The sequence below is a fragment of the Kitasatospora sp. NPDC093550 genome (genome assembly GCF_044764985.1).
Lineage (GTDB): Bacteria > Actinomycetota > Actinomycetes > Streptomycetales > Streptomycetaceae > Kitasatospora.
Genome location: NZ_JBIWJF010000004.1, coordinates 136741 through 157973 on the forward strand (window position 1 = coordinate 136741; position 21233 = coordinate 157973).

The window sequence follows — 21233 nt, forward strand, 5'->3', positions numbered from 1 at the left end:
CGACCTACTCCAGCAGGCTCCCCATGTGGCCGTCCTCGATCCGTATCGGCCAGAAGTGCGTCTCCGAGGCGAAGGCCTCCGGGTCCAGCACCCGCATGGCCTCCTCGGCCGCGCTGTCCAGCAGCTCGTACGGATGGAACACCTTCCAGGGCAGCGGACCGTTCCGGCTGTCCCAGCGGCTCCGCTCGGCGCGGAGCCGCTCGTGCGTCCACACCACGTAGAGCAGCGCCGAGACGTCCCGGTGCAGGTAGGCGGCGGGCTCGCCGTCGTCGAACCAGGACGGGAGTTCCAGGCCGCCGCCGGCACCGTCGAGCGCGACGGTGAAGTCGTACAGCCAGTCGGCGAAGGCGAGGAACTCGCCCTGGTAGAGGCGGCGTTGGTCGTTTCCCTCCTCGGGTTCGAAGGACGCCGGGAAGGCCTCCGCCATGGTCCGCAGCGGCACCTCCGGATCGACCTGCAGCATCCCCTCCCCGTCGACCGGGACGCCGAGCCCGGTGAGCAGCCGCCGCGTCGGGGCGTGGCTGAGCTCCGCGGGCAGGTCCTCCTCGCGGAAGCGCCGGACGGTGCCGCCGGTGAGCCGCGCGAGGTCCTCGACCAGGGACACGTCGAGGTCGTACCGCAGGCCGCCCGGATCGTCGCCCGGCAGCGCCCCCCAGGCGAGCGCCCGGATCCGTACCGCCGTCTCCCAGTGCGCGGGCCGGTCGTCCGTCCTCCGGAACAGCTCGGGATCGGCCTCACGCATCCGGTCCAGCGAGATCCTGGTGACCTCGGCGACGGCCGCCGGGCCGCGCGGCACCACGTCCTCGCCCTCCCCGGGCTCGTAGGGCTCGTCGGCGCCCCCCGTGACGGCCTCGACCTCGATCATCAGCGCGACCAGCGACTCCAGATCGCTGGCCAGCAAGTCCCGCGGGAGGTCACCGGCTCCACCCAGGCACGCCAGGTACACCTCACCGGTGGCGCCGTCGAGCAGCACATCGGCGTGGTCGTCGCCGAACCGGTCGTAGTACCGCGCCTCGCCCAGGACGATCAGCCCCTCGGCCTCCTCGTCCCCCTCCAGCCCGGCGTACCACGTCGCGGCCGTCCCCAGCGGCTCGTACCAGGACGCCTCCAGATCCAGGTGCGCGAAGGAGCGGGGCAGGCCTCCGGCCGCCAGCCGCTCGCGGCTCGGCCCGTGGGTGAGCCGCGCGGGCAGCTCCCGGGACACCCGCTCCCCCGCCTCCGCACTCGTCTCCACCACTGCTCGCCCTCCTCCCCCGCCACTCGGACGGACGTTCCACCACCGACACCGCCGCGACCGGCAACGCACCCCGCGCCACCGAACCACCGGCACCGGCACCGGCACCGGCACCGGCACCACCGACGGCGCACCCCGCGCCACCGACGCGCCCGACCATAGCCGACACCACCGACAACCAGGCCCGACGCCCTCCCCGCCTTCCGCCGACGCCCCGTCACCTCCCCCACCCCCCAGGGAAATGGCATGCACGCCACTAGCCAACCGTCCAGTAGCACCCCTACCGTCGACTCCCCGTGGCTACGACGGAGGAGTCCGCCTTGCGCCTACGCCCCCACCCCCTCCGATTCCCGGCCGCCGCCGTCGCGTCGGCCCTGCTCGTCACCGCCGCCCTGACCGCCACCCCCACCGCGACCGCCGCCCCCACCGCGCCGACCGCACCCACCGCGGCCGCCACCGACTACTGCGGCGGCCACTGCAACGACATCCTGCCGCCCGGCGAGAACGGCAACGCCACCCTCGCCGACATCCTGCTCAACCGGATGTTCGGCACCCGCCCCGCCCACACCGACGACCAACTCGGCCCGTACGCCGCCCTGGCGTCCGGCTACCCGGGCCTCACCGACGCCAAGCTGCGCGACTTCTTCAACGACGCCTCCTTCGGCGTCCCCGCCGACCAGGTCGCCGGCAGCACCAGCCCCCGCCCGGACGTCACCATCGTGCGCGACAAGGCCACCGGCGTCCCGCACATCAGCGGCACCACCCGCTACGGCACCGAGTTCGGCGCGGGCTACGCCGCCGCCCAGGACCGGCTCTGGGTGATGGACCTGTTCCGGCACGTCGGCCGCGGCCAGCTGTCCGGCTTCGCGGGCGGCGCCGGCGCCAACCGCCAACTGGAGCAGAGCTTCTGGCAGGCCGCGCCGTACACCGAGGCCGAGCTGCAGCAGCAGATCGACGCCATCGCCGCCCGGGGCGGCCGGGCCACCCAGGCCCTCGCCGACGCCAACGCCTACCTCGACGGCATCAACCAGTACGCCAAGGAGGCGTACAACGCCCGTACCTTCCCCGGCGAGTACGACCTGACCGGCCACATCGACCCGATCACCAACGCCGGGTCCATCGAGCCGTTCAAACTGACCGACCTGGTCGCCCTCGCCTCCGTGGTCGGCGCCCTGTTCGGCTCCGGCGGCGGCGGTGAACTCGCCTCCGCCCAGGTCAAGTCGGCCGCCGAGGCCCGCTACGGCAAGGACGCCGGGGACGCGGTCTGGAAGTCGCTGCGCGAGGCCGACGACCCGGAGGCCGTCCAGACCCTGCACGACGGGCAGAACTTCCCGTACGCGACCGTGCCCGACCAGCCGCAGGGCGAGGCGCTGCCCGACCCCGGCTCGGTGGTGCCCGAGCGGATGGTCTACGACGCCACCGGCTCCGCCAACTCCGCCGCCACCAAGGCGAACGGCGTGCTGCCGGGCAACCTGCTCACCGCCAAGCACGGCATGTCCAACGCCCTGCTGGTCTCCGGCGCGCACACCGACGACGGCCACCCGGTGGCCGTGTTCGGCCCGCAAACCGGCTACTTCGCCCCGCAGTTGCTGATGCTCGAGGAGATCCAGGGCCCCGGGATCAGCGCCCGCGGCGCCGCCTTCGCCGGCCTGAGCTTCTACGTGCAGCTCGGCCGCGGCCAGGACTACGCCTGGAGCGCCACCTCCGCCGGGCAGGACATCACCGACTCCTACGCCGTCCCGCTCTGCACCACCGACGGCTCGCCCGTCACCACCGCCGCCGACTCCTACCTCTGGCACGGCCAGTGCCTGCCCTTCGACCGGCTGGAGCGCAAGAACGCCTGGAGCCCGACCACCGCCGACTCCACCGCGGCGGGCTCCTACACCCTGGTGATGTACCGCTCGAAGTACGGCCTGGTCACCGCCCGCGGCACGGTCGGCGGCGCCCCCGTCGCCTTCACCGCGCTGCGCTCCACCTACCGCCACGAGGCCGACTCCATCATCGGCTTCCAGGAGCTCAACGACCCCGGGGCGGTGCACGACGCGGCGAGCTTCCAGAAGGCCGCGCAGGACATCAACTACACCTTCAACTGGTTCTACGCCGACTCCCGCGACATCGCGTACTACAACTCCGGCAGCAACCCGGTGCGCGCCCCGGGCGTCGACGACGGACTGCCCGTGCTCGCCCGACCCGCCTACGAGTGGGCCGACTTCGACCCGGCCACCAACACCGCCCGGTACACCCCGGCGGCCGAGCACCCGCAGTCCGTCGACCAGGACTACTACGTCTCCTGGAACAACAAGCAGGCGAACGGCTACACCTCGGCCGGCTTCGGCAACGGCTCGGTGCACCGCGGCAACCTGCTCGACGACCGGGTCAAGGCCCTGCTGGCCAACGGCGGCAAGGTCAGCCGGGTCTCGCTCACCCAGGCCATGGAGAGCGCCGCACTGGCCGACCTCCGGGCGGAGGACGTCCTGCCCGACGTGATCCGGATCCTGCGCAGCGCACCGGTCACCGATCCGGCCACCCTCACCGCCCTGCAGCAACTGGAGTCCTGGCTCGCCGACGGCGCCCGGAGGAAGGAGACGTCACCCGGCAGCCACACCTACGCGGACGCGACCGCGATCCGGGTGATGGACGCCTGGTGGCCGCTGCTCGCGGACGGCGTGATGCACCCGGGCCTCGGCGACCAGCTGTTCGGCGCACTGACCGGCGCCCTGCAGGTCAACGAGTCGCCCTCGGGCGGGCAGACCGGCCCCGGCGGCGGCCCGGTGAGCGCCAACGAGGCCATCCCGCACAAGGGTTCGTCCTTCCAGTACGGTTGGTGGAGCTACCTGGACAAGGACCTGCGGTCGGTCCACGGCGACCAGGTCAAGGGCCCGCTCGCCCGCCCGTTCTGCGGCGGCGGTGACCTCACCGCCTGCCGGGGCGTCCTGCTGGACACCCTGAAGCGCGCCGCCGCCCAGACCCCGGCCCAGGTCTACCCGGGCGACACGGACTGCTCGGCCGGCGACCAGTGGTGCGCCGACACCATCATCCAGCGCCCGCTGGGCGGCGTGACGGACGCCAAGTCCACCTGGCAGAACCGGCCCACGTACCAGCAGGTGGTGCAGTTCCCCACCCACCGCTGAGCCCGGGCAGCGGCCCCCGCCGGATTGTCGGCGGGGGCTGCCATCATGACCGGCATGAATATGGACACACTGCTGCAGAAGCTGGCGGATGAGCAGGGCCTCCACCGGCCCCAGGAGTTCCACCGCACCGGAGACCTGACCATCGCCTCGAACCTGGTCTTCAGCAGCCCCGACCCGGCCGAGTGGACCTCCTGCGGCAACATGCCGCACGGCACGCACCCCGTGCACATCGCCGTGGACCGGTGGCAGGACCGGGAGACCGGACTGGAGCAGGTGGACGTCACCATGGCACTGATCCCCTTCGCCGAGCCCGAGGCCATCGCCGAGGCCGAGTTCGAGGACGCCGTCGACGACCACCAGCCACTGGGCCCCAGCCTCGGCTTCCTCTGGGACGGCGTCGCGATGGACGCGCTGCGCTTCAAGGGCCCGCGCCCGGCGGCCTTCCCGGACCTCGACGCCTTCGTGGCGCACGTCGAGGCGGAGCTCGCCGTCCCCGACGCCGACGGCCGGCCGCGCGCCTGGGTGGACGTCACGGTCGACGAGCGCACCGGGTCCAACGTGCTGGCGTTCCCCATGATCGCCGACTCGGCCGGCTGTTACGAGGGCCGCGACGCCGACGGCCGCCTGGTCGCCCTCCTGTTCACCGCGGGGTGACCGCCGGACGGCCGTCGGCGCCCCGCAGGGTCCCGACGGCCGTCACTTCACCCGGGCGACGGCGTCCTCCGCGTCACCCTTGAGGTTGCTCGCCTCGTCCCTCAGCCGCTTGCCGGCGATCCGGTACGTCCGCCGCGTCGCGCTGGTGGTCATCCGTCCGGCGATCCCTTCGGCCAACTCCCCCACGCTGTCCAGCAGCTCGGCGAGCGCCCCCAGCAGGGCCGCCTCCGCCGCCTCGGGCACCATGTCCCGTCCGCCCTCCCGGGCCTTCGGCAGTGCGTCCTCCCGGATCTTCGCCTTCGCCGTTCGAACCGCCTCGACCATGGCCTCGATGCCGCTGTCCATCCCGTGCTCCGTTCTCGCGCGTTCCGACGTCCTTCCCTCCCCGCGCCCGCTAAGGCCCAACCCAACGGGCGACGGCCGGAAACTCCCCCTAGCGTGGTCCGGGGACCGACCGACACCCGCACCAGGAGGCAGCCCGACCATGACCGCCAACCTCTCCGACCTCACCGGCGACTACGTCATCGATCCCGTGCACAGCCGGATCGGCTTCGTCGCCCGGCACGCCATGGTGACCAAGGTCCGCGGCGCCTTCCACACCTTCGAGGGCACCGCCCACCTCGACGGCGTGGACCCGTCCCGCTCGACGGCCCAGGTGGTGATCAAGACCGAGAGCATCGACACCGGCGTCGAGCAGCGCGACCAGCACCTGCGCACCAACGACTTCCTGGACGCGCCGAACTTCCCGGAGATCACCTTCCGTTCCACCGCGGTCGAGCCGCGCTCCGACACCGAGTACAGGGTCACCGGCGACCTCACCATCAAGGACGTCACGCGCCCGGTCACCATCGACTTCGAGTACACCGGCAACGCCGTCGACCCGTACGGCAACCAGCGGGTGGGCCTGGAGGGTTCGGTGACCATCAGCCGCAAGGACTTCGGCGTCACCTGGAACGCGGCCCTGGAGGGCGGTGGCGTCCTGGTGGGCGACAAGGTGGTCCTGGAGTTCGACGTCTCCGCCATCCGCCAGGGTCAGTAACCCACCCACGCGGCCCGCGCAGGCCGGCAACGGAAGATCGGGAACCACCGGACCGGAGGCCGGCCGCCCGGTTAGTCTCCTGACATGGCGACCACGGACTCCCTCGCGACCGGCCAGCTCTCCCTCGGCGAGGGCGGCCCGGACCAGGACCTCCGCCACCCCCTCTGGCCCCCGCTCACCGCGGGCTGCCCGCGCACCAGCACGGAGGACGTCTCCTACCCCGTCGAGGTCGACTACGCCTACGACGAGGTCGACCCCGAGCGCCTGTTCGCCCCCGCCCCGACCCGCGGCGGCCTGGAGCGCTGGGCCCCGCTGCTGCCGCCGCTGCTCGCCCCGGGCCTCGGCGAGGGCGCCACGCCGCTGATCGAGATCGAGCCCGGGGTGTACGTCAAGGACGAGTCGCGCAACCCCACGTGGAGCCACAAGGACCGGCTGAACCGCTGCACCACCAGCGCCGCCGTGGGCGTCGGCGCGCCGGGGATCGCGGTGGCCTCCTCCGGCAACCACGGCGCCTCGGCCGCCGCCTACGCCGCCCGCGCCGGGCTGCCCTGCGTCGTGTTCACCGGCCCCGACCTCCCGCCGAACGTCGACGCCTTCCTCAACGCCTACGGCGCGGTGGTGCTCCCGGTGCCGTGGGAGGCGCGCTGGCCGCTGCTGCGGCAGGTGGCGGACCGGCTGGGCCTGCACCCGGTGAGCAACCTGACCACCACCCACACCGGGCACGCCTTCGGGCCCGAGGGCTACAAGACGGTCGCGTACGAGATCTTCCAGGACGTCGGCGCCCCGAGCGCGGTGTTCGTCCCGGTCGGGTACGGCGAGCTGCTCTTCGGCGTCTGGAAGGGCTTCGCCGAGCTGCGCCGGCTGGGCCTGGTCGACCGGGTGCCACGGATCCACGCCTGCGAGGCGGCGTCCGGCAGCCCGCTGGCCCGGGCCGTCGCGCAGGGCCTCCCGGCCGCCCACGTGGAGGTCGGGCCGAGCGACGCCTACTCGATCGCCGCCCCGGTGAGCGGCTACCGCGGAGTGCTCGCGCTGCGGGAGAGCGGCGGCCGGGCGCTGACGCTGGACGACCGCCGCCTCGCCGACGCCCAGCGCGAGCTGGCCCGGGCCGGCCTGTGGGCCGAGCTGTCCGCGGCGGCCGGTCTGGCCGGGCTGCGCAGCCTCGGCGAGCCGGACCTGTCGGACGGGCCGGTGGTCTGCGTGTCGACCTCCAGCGGGTTCAAGGACCTGGGCGTCGGCACCCGCCGGACGGATCCGGTCGTCCCGGAGTGGGAGGCGGTCCACCGCCGCCTCCGCGCCGCCGGCATCGGAGGCTAGCCGCCGTCCCCGGCCCGCCACCGGGCCCTCAGAGCTCCACCAGCACCTTCCCCCGGCTCGCCGAGCGGTCCGCGTAGAGGCTGCGGTACGCGTCGGGGATGCTGTCGAAGCCGCGGTGGACGGTCTGCTGGTAGCTCAGTTCGCCACTGCGGACCAGGGCGCCGAGGTCCCGGCGCAGCGCGGCCCAGTTCTCCTCGGTGAACCACTCCAGCGAGAAGATGCCGCGGATGGTGGTGCGCGGGAACATGATCATCGGCAGTAGCCGCGGGCCCGTCCAGTCCCCGCCGACCTGGCTCCCCCACTGCCAGCAGACCGCGACCCGGCTCTCCACCGCGAGCATGCCGAAGACCACGTCGGTCAGCACCCCGCCGAGGCAGTCGAAGTAGCGGTCGATGCCGTCCGGGGCCAGTTCGGCGAGCTCCTTCTCCAGGCGCTCCGGGGCGTCGCCGTCGCGGTACAGCACCACCCCGTCGAAACCCAGCTCCCACAGCCGTTCGGCCTTCTCCGGCGTCGCCGTGGTGCCGATCACCCGTGCGCCCCGGTGCCGGGCCAGCTGCCCGACCAGCGAACCGACCGCCCCGGAGGCGCCGCTGACCAGCACCGTCGACCCGGCGCGCACCTCGAGGAACTTCTCGACCGTGCCCCAGGCCGTCATCCCCGGCCCGCCCAGCACGCCGAGCGCGGTGGACAGCGGCAGCGCCTCGTCGTAGTGGTCCGGGTCCAGCCGGCGGAAGGCCGGGAAGACCATCGGGAAGGTGCCGGTCTGCCAGAGCCTGGGCGCGCCGTTGCTGATCAGGTGCGTGCGCCAGCCGCCGAAGCCCTGGACCAGGTCGCCGACCCCGAACCGCGCGGCCGGCCCGGCCTCCAGCACCTCCATGATCGAGTCGGCGCCCATGTGGTCGCCGAGCGGGGTGTCCAGCGCGATGCCCTGCAGGTACGGGTCGACCGAGACGTACCGGGTGCGCAGCAGCATCTCGTCCGCGGCGAGCCGGACGTCCATCTCCTCCACGACCTTCCGGTACATCCGCTCGACGTCCGGCACGCCGTCCACGTGCTCCCGGACGATCCACTTCTCGACTCTCACGAGGTGACTCCAAACTGCCGGTCGGCGGGTCCGACCGGTTCGATGAGCAGGGTCGGCGGCGGCGCGTGGTCGTCGATCTCGGCGGTGAACGGCCTGTGGTCGTCCCGGCAGATGAACTGGACGACGTGCCGGCCGGCCGCCGCGGCCCGGATCAGCCCACCGGTGGTCGCCCAGACGCCGGAGAGGTAGAAGTTCGCCAGGCTCGGCAGCCCGGGGCCGTTGCGCTTGACCTCCTCCTCCAGGGTCTCGCCGCTCTCCACGAAGGGCTGCCACCCCAGCACCGTGCCGTCGTAGTTGCCCGTGTAGCGGACCTGGGTGAGCGGGGTGGAGACGTCCTTGACGGCCACCGCCTCCTTCAGGCCCGGGTGGTGGCCGTCCAGGAACTCGATCACGGCGTCCCGCACCCGGCGCTTCTCCCGCTGGTACTCGCGCCCGCGGCCGACCGGCAGGGTGTGCAGCTCCTCGCCGCGCCGCAGCCGGGGCGCCTGCTCGGGGCCGGTGCTCAGCTCCCGCCAGGGGGCGATGTCGCAGAAGTAGCTGGCGTACACCACGGTGGTCCCGTCCGGGGAGAGCTCCGGGTAGTGGCGGCTGCGGAACTGGACGTTGATGCTGGGGTGCCGGATGCCGGTGAGCCGGGCGGCGAGCCCGTCCTCCAGCAGGTAGGTGGTGCACGGGTCACCGGCCGGGAAGGGGCGCCGCAGGCCGAGGAAGACGGTCAGGTAGCCGGGGAAGACCATGCCCGGCTCGGTGATGGTCCTGGTGTACAGCCGGCGGTAGGTCTCGTTCAGGTAGCGGCCCTTGAGCAGGTCCATCATGGTGGTCCGGCCGTCGCAGGCGGCCACCACGATGTCCGCCCGCACCTCCTGGCCGTCGCTCAGCCGCACCCCGACCGCCCGGTCCCGCTCGACCAGGATCTCGGTCACCTTGGCGTTGTACGTGATCTCCCCGCCGAGCCGCCGGTAGCGCTGCTCGACCGAGCGGGCCAGGCCGAGCGAGCCGCCCTCCGGCACTCCGGCCGACTGCACGGCGTGCGAGGCGAGTTGGAAGTACGTCGGCAGCACCGGGAAGTTGGGGTGCTTCTCGTACAGGACGAAGTTGAACGCCTCGCGAAGCAGCGGGCTGCGGAAGCGCGCCGCGTAGTCGCTCATCAGCACCGTGATCGAGCGCCGGATCACGTTGAAGTACGGCAGGAAGGAGGCCAGCATCCGCCACCGTTCCCGCCGGCCCATCAGCCCGACCGGCTTGAGGAAGGGGTAACGGGCCAGTGCCAGGCGGAACTTGCGCAGTCCGGCGCAGAACTGCCGGATCCGCCGGGCGTCCTCCGGGGCCAGTTCGAGCAGGTGGGCTTCCAGCCGGTCCGGGTCGGAGTAGAAGTAGACCGCCCGGCCGTCCCGGGTGCGCACCACGTTGAAGACGTCGAAGTTGCGCATCCGCTTGCCCTGCAGCGCGCCGAGTTCCAGCCAGATCCGGTGCATCTCGTTGCCCGGGCCGCTGCCCAGCAGCCAGCTCACGCAGCAGTCGAAGGTGAACTCGCCGCGGTCCCAGCCGGTGCAGCAGCCGCCGGGGATCTCGTGCATCTCCAGGATCCGGGTGCGGTAGCCGTTCATCTGCGCGTAGCAGCCGGTGGACAGGCCGCCGAGCCCTCCGCCGATGATGACCATCGTCCGCCGGTCTCTCGACATCCCGCTCACTCCGCCGCTCCTACTTCCGCCACGTCCGCGTCCGGCACGCCCGCTCCCAACGGCTCCTCGTCGACCAGTGCCTCGTCGGCCGGCTCCTCGTCGGCCGGTCCCCCGCCCGGCGACCCCGCCCGCGGCACGCCCACGGTGGCCCGGCCGAGCTGCGGCAGGTCGCCCCACTTGCCGGTGTGCCAGGGTTCCCGGTTGTCACTGGGCCAGGCCCGGAACGGCCGGCCGAGCTCCCGGCAGAGGTACTGCGCGGCGTACCGCCCGCTGGTGGCGGCCCGGATCAGCCCGCCGAGCGCCGTCCACTGGCCGGTCATGGAGAAGCCGCGCAGCCCGGGCAGCCGCATCCGGTCCCGGTTGACCAGCCGGTTGGCGGCGTCCTCGGCCTCGGAGAAGGCCTGCCAGGCGAGGATGGAGCCGTAGGTGTTCCCGGTGAACCGCTCGATGGTCACCGGCGAGGCCACGTCGACCAGTTCGATCCGCTCACCGAGCCCCGGGTACGTCCGGTCCAGGAACTCCCGGACGAACGCCGCGACCTCCTGCTTGCGCTCCCGGTACGCCCGGCGGTCCCGCAGCCGCAGGTCCTTCCAGGAGCGGTAGTCGCTGAAGTAGGTGCAGTGCAGCACCGATTTGCCGGGCGGCGCGAAGCCGTCGGCGTAGGCCGAACGCAGCTGCACCACCAGGCTCCGCTGCAGCGAGCCGGGCAGCCGGGAGCCCTCCTCGGGCGTGAGGAGGTACGTGGTGCTGTGCGGCTCGCCCTGCGGCAGCGGACCGTCGACGCCGACGAAGGCGGAGACCACGGCCGGGTACAGGTTGCCCGGTTTGTCGAGCAGTTCGCCGTACAGCCGGTCGGTGGCGGGGCTGGACCAGCGGCCCTCCAGCAGCCGGTCGAGCACCGTCGGGCCGTCGCATGCGGCCACCACGTGGTCGGCGAAGTGCCGTGAGCCGTCCCGCAGTTCGACGCCGACGGCACGCCCGTCCTCGACCAGGATCCGCTCCACCCGGCAGCGGTAGCCGATCACCCCGCCCAGCGAGGTGTAGCGCTCCTCCACCGAGCGGGCCAGCCCCAGCGAACCGCCCTGCGGGAACCCGGCGTTGCCGTTGTGCGCGGCGGCCAGCGTGTACAGGTACGGCAGCAGCGGGAAGCCCGTCGGCTCCTGCAGGAACATGTTGGGGAAGGCCCGGCGCAGCAGCGGGTCCTGGAAGCGCTCGGCGAAGCCGCTCATCGGGGTGGTCGCGGTGCGCCAGAACAGCCGGAAGGCCGGCAGGACGCTGCGCAGGGTGCGCAGCCGTTCCGCCGTGGTGCGCAGCGGTGGCGGGGTGAGGTCCCAGGGCAGCTCGGCGGCGGCGAAGCGGCGCAGGTCCCGGCAGAACGCGCGGATCGGCTCGGCGTCGCCGGGGGCGAGGGCCAGCAGGTGGGCCTCCAGCCGGTCCGGGTCGCCGTAGAAGGTGACGGCGCGGCCGTGTTCGTCGACGACCCGGTTGAAGACGTCGAAGCGGGTCACGGACTTGCCGTCCAGGGCGCCGAGTTCGCGCCAGACCTGGTGCGCGCCGGTGCCCTCGGCGGTGCCGATCAGCCAGTCGATGCAGTAGTCGAACAGATAGCCGTGCCGGGACCACGCGGTGCAGCAGCCGCCGGGCAGTACGTGCTTCTCGAAGATCCGGGTCTCCAGGCCGCTCATCTGGGCGTAGCAGCCGGTGGCGAGGCCGGCCAGGCCGGCCCCGATCACGATGACCCGGGGCGGGCCGCCGGGGGCCCGCTCCCTGCTGGACCAGTCCGGTCCGCGGTCAGCCGCGGCCATCGACGGTGCCTCCGGCCAGGATGGCGCCCGCCAGTTCGGCGTTGCGGGCGGCGTGCTCGCCGTCGAGCATCTCCGCGTGGCTGCCGTGGCCGACGTGCACGGCGGTGCCGGTGGTGGAGGCGCCGTGCCAGGAGCCGTCCTCGCCGCCGACGTGCACGGCCAGCCGGTCGCGTTCGCAGACCACGTCGAGCTGGGCGCTCACCGTGCCCGTGTTGGGGGTGCGGCTGCAGAACTCCAGGTAGTCCCTGGCCTGTTCGAGGGTCTCCCGGGCGACGATCCGCGAGCCGGTGTGGCGGTGCAGGTGCTCGTGGAGTTCGCGTTCGAAGGCGGCCACGTGCTCCTCGCCGAGGTCGAAGGCGTCGAGCACCCGGTAGGCGTCCACCAGCAGCACCGAACTCACCGTACGGCCGCGGCGTTCCAGCTCCTTGGCCACCTCGAAGGCGAGGTTCCCGCCGAGCGAGTAGCCGAGCAGGACGTACGGCCCGTCCGGGTGCAGTTCCTCGGCCAGGTCGGCGTAGCGGGCGGTCTTGTCGTCGCCCGTCAGGTAGTTGAAGGCGGCGATCCGGTGCTCGGGCAGGTGCGCGGCGAGCTGCCGGTAGACCAGGCCGTGGCCGCCGGCCGGCGGGAAGCAGAAGACCGTGCGGTCCTCGGGCGCCGTCGGGTTGAACCACAGGTGGGACTGGCCGCCGGCCACCTCGCCGGTGATGATCTGCTCGACGGTGCGGGCCATCCCGTGCAGGGTGGTGACCTTGAACAGCAGGCCGACCGGGATGTCGATGGTGAACTCGGTCTGGAGGTGGTGGATCAGCTCGATCAGCCTGATCGAGCTGCCGCCGAGCTCGAAGAAGTCGTGCTGCAGGCCGACCTCGTCGAGGCCGAGCAGGTTCCGCCAGTGCTCGGCGACCCTGGTCTCGTAGAGGGTGACGGGGGGTTCGTGCTGGGCACCGCCGGTGTCGGCCTCCGGCTCGGGCAGGGCGGCGAGGTCGACCTTGCCGTTCGGGGTGAGCGGCAGGGCGGGCAGTTCGGTGAGGTAGGAGGGGATCATCACGGTGGGCAGGTGCTCGGCCAGGTGGCGGCGCAGTTCGCGGCGGTCCAGCACGGTGCCCTCGGCCGGGACGACGTAGGCGGCCAGGACGGCCTCGCCCGAGGCGTCCCGGCGGACGGCCACGCAGGCCTGGGCGAGTTCGGGTCGGGCGGTGAGGTGGGCCTCGATCTCACCCGGCTCGATCCGGTGGCCGCGCACCTTGACCTGGTTGTCGATCCGGCCGAGCAGGTGCGCGGTGCCCGCGGTGTCCCAGTGCCCGAGGTCGCCGGTGCGGTAGAGCCGTTCGGGCGCGCCGTCGAGCTCCAGGGTGGCGAAGCGCTCGGCGGTCCGCTCCGGGTCGTTGGGGTAGCCCGCCGCGACGCCCGCGCCGCCGATCCAGAGCTCGCCGGGCACCCCGGCCGGGACGGGCTCGCCGTACGGGTCGAGGATGTACAGCGCACTGTTCGGGAAGGGCCGGCCGATCGGCACCATCCGGCCGGGTTCCAGCTCCTCGGCCGTGCCCTCGTAGTAACTGCTGTCGACGGTGGCCTCGGTCAGGCCGTAGGAGTTGACCAGCCTGGTCCGCTCGCCGCACAGGGCGCGCAGCCGGCGGTGTTCGGCGGCCTTCCAGGAGTCGGAACCGACGATCACCAGCTTCAGGAAGTCCAGCCGCAGGCCCTCCCGTTCGCAGTGGGTCAGCAGGGCGCGGGCCACGGCGGGCACGAACTCGCCGCAGTCCACGGCCTCTTCACGCATCACCCGGTGCAGCCGGGCGGTGTCGAAGAGCAGGTCGCGGTCGACCAGGACGAGGGTTCCGCCGCTGCCGAGCGCCCGGGCGAGATCGCCGGAGAACACGTCGAAGGCCGTCCCGGCCATCTGCAGGTGCACCCGGACCTCGGTGTCCAGCCGGTACTCCGCGCGCCAGCCGGCGGTGACGGCGGCCAGGTTGCGGTGGTCGACCCGGACCCCCTTCGGCCGTCCGGTGGAGCCCGAGGTGTGGATCACGTAGGCGGCCCGGTCCGGATCGGCGGCGGGCAGCGGCAGGGCGGCCGCGGCGGGCCGGTCCAGCTCCTCCAGGGTGACGGGCCGGGCGGGCAGCTCGGCGGCCGGCGGGCGCCGCTCGTCGACGACCACCAGCTCGGCCCCGGCGTCGGCCACCTGGTACGCCAGCCGGTCCGCCGGGTGCCCGGGGTCGAGCGGCAGGTAGGCGGCGCCGGCCCGCCAGATCCCCAGCAGGGTGGTGATCAGCTCCGGTGACTTGTCCAGGTGGACCGCCACCACCGAGCCCTCCCCGACGCCCAGTTCGCGCAACCGTACGGCGGTGCGCTGGGAGCGCCGGTCCAGCTCGCCGTAGGTCATGCGGCGGACCTCGTCACGGCCGGGCGCGACCACGGCGACGGCCTCCGGGTGCTCGGCGGCGGCCTTGGCGATCAGCTCCGGCAGCGGGGTGTCGTGCTCGATCCGGCGCTCGGCGCCGCTGAACGCGGTGAGGATCTCCCGGCGTTCGGCCGAGTCCAGCATCCGCAGCCGGCCGACCGGCTCGTCCTGCGCGGCGCGGGTCATGGCGTCCAGCAGGTTGCGGTAGTGGGCGGCCAGCCGCTGCACGGTGCCGGCTTCGAAGAGGTCCGAGTTGTACTTGAAGACGCAGTGGAAGCAGCCGTCCGCACGGTCCTCGTAGGCGGACAGCGTCAGGTCGAACTGTCCTTCCTCCTCCGGGAGTTCGATGTACTCCAGCCGGTAGCCGAAGCGTTCCACGGCGACCTTGTGGGTGAGCAGGATGAACATCGCCTGGAACACCGCGGAGCGGCTCGGGTCGTGCTGCAGCCCCAGCTGCTCGACCAGCAGCGGGAAGGGGTAGTCCTGGTTGTCCAGCCCGCCGAGCACGCTCTCCCGCACCCGGGCGAGCAGCTCGGCCACCGTCGGCTCCCCGGCCAGGCTCACGTGCAGCGGCAGCGGGTTGACGAAGTAGCCGTAGACGGCGGCGAACTCCTCCTGGGTGCGGCCGGTGACCGGGCTGCCGACCACGATGTCCGGCTGCCCGGACCAGCGGTGCAGCAGCAGGTAGTAGGCGCTGAGCAGCACCATGAACGGGGTGGCGTTCTGCGCGCGGGCCAGCTCTTGGACCCGGGCGGTGAGCTCGGCGTCCAGCCGGAAGAACTCGGAGGCGCCGTTGTGGGTCTGCACGGCCGGGCGGGGCTTGTCGGTGGGCAGCGCCAGCACCGGCATCTCGGCGGGCAGGTGGCCGCGCCAGTAGTCGAGCATCCGCTGTGCCTCGGGCGCGGCCAGGAAGCGGTTCTGGTGGTTGAGGAAGTCCAGGTAGCGGGCGGCCACCGGGGGCAGTTCGGGGGTGCGGCCCCGGCGCAGCGCCTCGTAGACCTCGAACAGCTCCTCGATGAAGGTGAAGGTGGAGATGGCGTCCGAGACGATGTGGTGGACGGCCTTCATCAGCACCCAGCGGTCCGGCCCGCGCCGGAACAGCCGCAGCCGTACCAGCGGGTCCTCGGCGAGGTCGTACGGCCGCCGGTACTCGCGGACGATCAGTTCGTGGATCTCCTCCCACGGGCGGTCCTCGACGTCGAACAGCCCGGTGTCGGCCACGGCCTCCGCGCGGATCCGCTGGACCGGGCGGCCCTCCTCGGCCGTGAAGACGGCCCGCAGGCCCGGGTGCCGGGCGACCAGGTGGCGGAACGCGGCGAACACCAGCTCCGGGTCGAGCACCGCGCGCACCTCGACGGCGCCGCCGATGTTGTACGCGAAGCCGTCCGGGTGCAGCTGGCGCAGGAACCAGAGCGCCTGCTGGTTGTGGGTGAGCGGGTAGCGGGACTCGTCCGTGTGCAGCTCGACCTCGGCGCCGGTCGGGGTGCCGTCGGCGGCGAGCCGCTCGGTGAGGCCCTCGACGAGCAGGTCCACCAGGTCGCCGACGGTGCCGTTGCTGAGCAGGGCCACCACCGGCAGGGCGACGCCCAGTTCGCCGTGCGCCCGGGCCCGCAGCTCCATCGCGAGCAGCGAGTCCAGGCCGTGCGCGCCGAGCCTGGTGTCGGTGTCGATCCGCTCGGCGCCGATCCGCAGCACGGCGGCGGCCGCGGCGGTGAGCCGCTCGGTCACCAGCGCCCGGCGGGTCTGCGGGTCGGCCGCCCGGTAGGCGTCCAGGAAGCCGCCGGTCTCGGCCGGGGCCTGCTCGGCGGCGTTCGCCGCCAGGTCGGCGACCAGCGGGGGCGGCGCCGGGTACCACGCGAGGAAGGTCGGCCAGTCGACCACGGTGGCGACCAGCAGCTGGGCGCGGTCCTGGCCGAGGACGCGCTCCAGGACGGCCGCCCCGGCGTCCGGCGGCAGCGAGCTCATGCCGCGGGCGTCGCGGTAGTGGGCGACCAGGCCCAGCTCCTCGATCATGCCGGTGGCCCAGGGCCCCCAGTCCAGGCTGAGCGCGGGCAGGCCGTCGGCCCGGCGGTGGTGCGCGAGGGCGTCCAGGAAGGCGTTGCCGGCCGCGTAGTTGGTCTGCCCGGCGGTGGTGAGCAGCGAGGCGACGGAGGCGAACAGGACGAAGTGGTCGAGCGGTTCGTCGCGCAGCAGCCGGTGCAGCAGGTGACCGCCGGCCACCTTGGGGGCGTACCCGGCGTCGAAGGCCGGGCGGTCCATCTGTGCGAGCAGGATGTCCTTGACCTGCCCGGCGAGGTGGAAGACGCCCCGGATCGGCGGGTGTTGGTGCTCGCGGTAGTCGGCGAGCCAGGCCGCGAGGGCGGCCTCGTCGGTGACGTCGACCGGGGCGAGCAGTGGTTCGGCGCCGAGCGCCTGGAGTTCGCGCAGGAAGGCGATCCGCTCTCCAACGGGGCTGCGCGGGTCGGTGTGCGCCCACCGGGAGCGCTCGGGCAGGGCCGTGCGGCCGACCAGGATCAGCCGTCGCGCGCCGCGCTTGACCAGGGTGCGGCAGAGCAGCCGGCCGAGGGCACCGAAGGCGCCGGTGACCAGGTAGCTGCCGTCGGGGCGCAGCACCGGGGGCAGCGGCCGGGTGAGGCCCTCGGCCTGCCGCAGCCTGCTGGTGAGCCGGCCGCCGGCCCGCAGGGCGATCTCCTGCTCGTCCCGGGCGGTGAGTTCGGCGAGCAGGGCCTCGGCCTGGTCGGCGGCGGGGACGGCCGGGTCGAGGTCGACCAGGCTGCCGCGCTGGGCGACGAGTTCCTGTTGCCAGAGCACCCGGCCGATGCCCCAGGCGGGGGCGCCGAGCGGTTCGACCCGGTCGCCGGGGGCGGCGGGCTGGGTGCCCCGGGTGACGATGTGCAGCCGGCCGTCCGGGCGGGCGGCGGGCAGCGCCTGGGCGAGGGCGATCAGCGAGTAGGCGCCGAGGGTGGCGAGCCCGGCGAGCCGGTCGGGCGTGGTGGTGTCCAGGGCGGGCAGGTCGAGGTTCCACAGGTGGACGGCGGTGCCGTAGCCGGTGTCGAGGTCGGCGAGCAGCCGTCGGACGTCCTCGGCGGAGTCGGGCCGTACGGTCGAGTGCCCGTCACCGTGGCGGTACTCCGGGCCGGGCCGGACCAGGTGGCAGCGGGCGCCGCGTTCGGCGGCCAGCGCGGCCAGCCGCTCGGCGAGGCCGCCCTCGTCGGCGAAGAGCAGCAGGTCGCCGAGGGCTTCCCCGGTGGTCGGGGCGGCCGCCTCCACCCAGGCGACCTCGGTGAGCCAGCCGTCGATGGTGGCCAGGCCGACGGAGGCGGGGGCCTGGGCGACGTCGGCGACCCGGAAGCCGGTGACCCGGCCGAGCGGGGTGCCGTCCTCGCCGTACAGGGCGATGTCGCCGACGAGTTCCTCGCCGCTGTCCCGGGTGACGGTGGCGTGCGCCCAGAGCGGCCGGGCGCCGATCTCGTCGAGCCGGACCTCCTCGATGGAGACCGGAAGCCGTACGCTGCCGCCCTCGGGCGCGTGCAGCGTGGTGGTGAGCAGGGTCTGAAAGCAGGCGTCCAGGAGCACCGGGTGCAGCTGGTGGTCGGCCGCGTCGGGGCCGAGCCCGGGGGTCGGCCGGAGCCGGGCCAGTGCCTCGCCGGGGCCCGCCCACACCTGCTCGATGGCCTGGAAGGCGGGCCCGTAGTCGTAGCCGCGCCCGGCCAGCCGCCGGTAGCAGTCCGGTCCGTCGAGGTGCTGTCCGTGGGTGTCGGGGGCGGAGGTTTCCAGCGCGGGGCCGTAGGAGCGCCGCTGGCCGGTGCGGACCCGGCCGCAGGCGTGCGTGGCCGGCTCGCCGCCGGCCGGGGTGGCGGCGACGGTGAACCGGGCGTCCTCCGGCGCGTAGCCGAGCTGGACGCGGACGGGGTCGCTCTCGGAGAGGAACAGCGCCCGGTTGAGTTCGATCTCCGCCAGTACCACCTCGGTGCCGCCGGTCAGGGCGCGGACGGCCTGGGCGGCCATCTCCAGGTACCCGGCGGCCGGGAAGACGATCCGGCCCTCGATCCGGTGGTCGCCCAGGTAGGGCAGCCGCTCGGGGTCGAGCGCGGTGGTCCAGCCGGGCTGGGCGCTCGCGGTGCGGCGGCCGAGCAGCGGGTGGTCGACCCGGCCGAGCCGGACCTGGGCGACCGGCGCGGGCTCGACCCAGTAGCGGTCGCGCCGCCACGGGTACCGCGGCAGCGGCACCGGGCGCCCGGTCGGGTGCAGCGCGTCCCAGCTCAACTCGACGCCCAGGGTGTGCAGTTCGGCGAGGCTGCGGGCGAAGCGCTCGGGCTCGTCCTGGTGCCGGCGGATCGACGGCAGGGTGTGCGCCCGCTCGGCGCACTCGCGGATCGCGTGGCCGAGCACCGGATGCGGGCCGACCTCCAGGAACAGGCCGTGCCCGTCCTCGGCCATCCGCTCGACGGCGGCCCGGAAGCGCACCGGGTTGCGGACGTTCTCCCACCAGTACCCGCCGTCCAGTTCGGGCCCCTGGGCGAGCCCCTCCCGGGCGGTCAGGTAGAGCGGCAGCCGTGCCTCCTGGGGCTTGATGACGGCGAGCGCCGCGACCAGCTCGTCCTGGATCGGGTCCATCCGCACGCTGTGGTAGGGGACTTCGACGTCCAGCAGACGGGCGAAGACGTCCTGTGCGGTCAGCTCCCGGGCCAGCTCGCCGAGCGCCTCGGTGTCCCCGGCCAGGGTCACCGCGGACGGGCTGTTGACGGCGCCGAGCGAGATCCGGTCGCGGTACGGCCGGATCCGGCGCTCCGCCTCGGCCTCCGGCAGTCCGACCGCGAGCATGCCGCCGGTACCGGCCAGCCGGTGCTGCAGCCGGCTGCGGGCCAGCACCACCCGGACGGCGTCGGCCAGGTCGTACACCCCGGCCTCGTGGAAGGCGGCCACCTCGCCGGTGCTGTGGCCGACCACCGCGTCCGGGCGCAGGCCGTGGCTCCGCCAGAGCGCCGAAAGGCCCACCTGGACGGCGAAGTTGGCGGGCTGGGACAGCCAGGTCTCGGCCATCCGGGAGTCCGCCTCGTCCCGGGCCAGCTCCTCCAGCAGCGACCAGCCGGCCTGCTCGCGGATCTCCCGGTCGACGGCCCGGACGGCCTCGCGGTAGACCGGCTCGCTCTCGTACAGACCCCGGCCCATCCCCCACCACTGCGGGCCCATGCCGGTGAACACCCAGGCCAGGCGGCGCTCCCGGCGCTCCCGGGCGCGCCCCCGGACCACCCGCGGGTGCTCCTCGCCGCGCCCGTACGCGGCCAGCGCCTCGGCCAGGTCCTGCCGGGAGGAGTAGGCCACCGCGAGCCGCTCGGGCAGGTGCTGGCGGCGGTGTGCCAGGGTGTGGCCGAGGTCGGTGAGCGGGACGCCGGCGGCGAGCTCCTGCCGTACCGCGTCGGCCAGTTCGGGCAGGCCGGCGGCGTCCTTGGTGCTCAGCGGCAGCACGGTGCAGAGCGGTTCGGCGGCCGGCGCCGCGGGGACGGGGGCGGGCGGCTCCTCCAGCAGGACGTGCGCGTTGGTGCCGCCGAAGCCGAAGGAGTTCACGCCCGCGCGGGCCGGGCCGGGGTGCTCGGGCCAGTCGAGCGGCTCGGCCGGGATCTCGAAGGGCAGCGCGGCCAGGTCGATGGCCGGGTTGGGCCGTTCCAGGTTGAGGTGCGGCGGGATCCGGCGGTGCTTGAGGGCGAGCGCCGTCTTGATCAGCCCGGCGACGCCGGCCGCGGCCTCGGTGTGCCCGATGTTGGTCTTGACCGAGCCCACGTAGCAACGGTCCCCGGAGCGGCGGCCGATGCCGAGCACCCGGCCGAGCGCGGCCGCCTCGATCGGGTCGCCGACCGCGGTCGAGGTGCCGTGCGCCTCGACGTACTGCAGGCTCCCGGGCAGCACCCCGGCCTCGGCGCAGACCCGTTCGATCAGGGTGGCCTGGGCGTCCGCGCTGGGGACGGTGATGCCGTTGGTGCGGCCGTCCTGGTTGACGCCGCTGCCGAGGATCACCGCGTGCACCGGGTCCCCGTCGCGCTGCGCGTCGGAGAGCCGCTTGAGCACCACCACTCCGACGCCCTCGGCCCGGACGTAGCCGTCGGCGGAGGCGTCGAAGGCACGCGAGCGGCCGTCGGCGGAGAGGAAGCCGCCCTTGGTCTCGGCGATCGTGTACTGCGGCGCCATGTGCAGCAACGCGCCTCCGGCCAGGGCGAGTTCGGTCTCGCCGCGGAGCAGGCTCTGGCAGGCCAGGTGGACGGCCACCAGGGAGGAGCTGCAGGCGGTGTCGATCGAGACGCTGGGGCCGCGGAAGTCGAAGCAGTGCGAGATCCGGTTGGAGACCATCGTCATCATGGTGCCGGTGGCGGTGTGCGCGGCGATGGTGCTGAAGTCGAGGTCCGCGAACTGCAGGATCTTCCAGTCGAGGGTGAAGGCGCCCATGTAGACGCCGACTTCCCGGCCGGCCAGTTCACCCGGACGCAGGCCGCCGTCCTCCAGGGCCTCCCAGCTGACCTCCAGGAGCTTGCGCTGCTGCGGGTCCATGTGCTCGGCCTCGCGCGGGCTGATCCCGAAGAAGTCCGGGTCGAAGGTGTCGAATCCGTCGATGTAGCCGCCCCGGCCGCCGATCAGCCGCCCCTGCTTGGCCCGGTCGCGGCTGCCCAGGCTGCCGGTGTCGTACCGGTCGGCGGGAGTCTCCGTGAGACAGTCCCGGCCCTCCAGCAGGTTGCGCCAGTAGGTCCGGTGGTCGTTGGCGTGTCCCGGCAGGCGGCAGCCGATACCGGTGATCGCGATGGGCTCGCGGGGCACGGCGAAGGGCGAGGAAGTCATGATCCAATCCGAGGGTGATGGCGTGGCGCCGGGGACACGGGCGGGGGGACGACTGCGCGGG

The 21233-nt window shown here is 73.6% G+C and carries 10 protein-coding genes; 4 read left to right on the top strand and 6 right to left on the bottom strand.

What is annotated here, in order from left to right; all coding sequences use genetic code 11:
- Window positions 1-4: 4 nt before the first annotated feature.
- Entirely contained in the window at window positions 5-1237 is a 1233-nt protein-coding gene (locus ACIRD3_RS07850) for an SUKH-4 family immunity protein (protein WP_402213042.1), read from the bottom strand.
- A 317-nt stretch (window positions 1238-1554) separates the two neighbouring features.
- Between ACIRD3_RS07850 and ACIRD3_RS07855 the strand changes: the two genes are divergently transcribed.
- Together ACIRD3_RS07855 and ACIRD3_RS07860 are read left to right on the top strand one after the other, a co-directional pair.
- Window positions 1555-4365, top strand: a complete 2811-nt coding sequence (locus ACIRD3_RS07855; RefSeq protein ID WP_402213044.1) for a penicillin acylase family protein — start codon at window positions 1555-1557, stop codon at window positions 4363-4365.
- 54 nt (window positions 4366-4419) lie between these two features.
- Complete coding sequence (locus tag ACIRD3_RS07860; protein WP_402213045.1) at window positions 4420-5019, top strand: hypothetical protein; 600 nt, start codon at window positions 4420-4422, stop codon at window positions 5017-5019.
- Window positions 5020-5061: 42 nt separating this feature from the next.
- On the opposite strand, the gene ACIRD3_RS07865 is transcribed toward ACIRD3_RS07860, so the two are convergent.
- Window positions 5062-5364: a hypothetical protein gene (locus ACIRD3_RS07865; RefSeq protein WP_402213047.1), complete on the bottom strand. Its 303-nt coding sequence runs from the start codon at window positions 5362-5364 to the stop codon at window positions 5062-5064.
- A gap of 139 nt (window positions 5365-5503) precedes the next feature.
- On the opposite strand from ACIRD3_RS07865, the gene ACIRD3_RS07870 reads away from it, so the two are divergent.
- Together ACIRD3_RS07870 and ACIRD3_RS07875 are read left to right on the top strand one after the other, a co-directional pair.
- Complete coding sequence (locus tag ACIRD3_RS07870; RefSeq protein WP_402213049.1) at window positions 5504-6058, top strand: YceI family protein; 555 nt, start codon at window positions 5504-5506, stop codon at window positions 6056-6058.
- Between the two features lie 84 nt (window positions 6059-6142).
- The gene (locus tag ACIRD3_RS07875; RefSeq protein ID WP_402213050.1) at window positions 6143-7372 is read left to right on the top strand and encodes a pyridoxal-phosphate dependent enzyme; all 1230 of its coding nucleotides are present in this window, start codon (window positions 6143-6145) and stop codon (window positions 7370-7372) included.
- A 28-nt stretch (window positions 7373-7400) separates the two neighbouring features.
- Here the strand turns inward: ACIRD3_RS07875 and ACIRD3_RS07880 are convergent, their stop codons facing one another.
- From ACIRD3_RS07880 to ACIRD3_RS07895, 4 genes are read right to left on the bottom strand one after another with little or no spacing between them, the layout of a single operon-like run.
- Window positions 7401-8456, bottom strand: coding sequence for an MDR family NADP-dependent oxidoreductase (locus ACIRD3_RS07880; RefSeq protein WP_402213052.1), 1056 nt, complete (start codon window positions 8454-8456; stop codon window positions 7401-7403).
- Entirely contained in the window at window positions 8453-10117 is a 1665-nt protein-coding gene (locus ACIRD3_RS07885) for a phytoene desaturase family protein (RefSeq protein WP_402213473.1), read from the bottom strand. The genes ACIRD3_RS07880 and ACIRD3_RS07885 overlap by 4 nt, the downstream gene beginning before the upstream one ends.
- Window positions 10118-10143: 26 nt before the next feature.
- A complete protein-coding gene (locus ACIRD3_RS07890; RefSeq protein WP_402213054.1) occupies window positions 10144-11943 on the bottom strand; it encodes a phytoene desaturase family protein in 1800 nt (599 codons plus the stop codon).
- A complete protein-coding gene (locus ACIRD3_RS07895) occupies window positions 11930-21172 on the bottom strand; it encodes an amino acid adenylation domain-containing protein (RefSeq protein WP_402213056.1) in 9243 nt (3080 codons plus the stop codon). The genes ACIRD3_RS07890 and ACIRD3_RS07895 overlap by 14 nt, the downstream gene beginning before the upstream one ends.
- Window positions 21173-21233 lie beyond the last annotated feature (61 nt).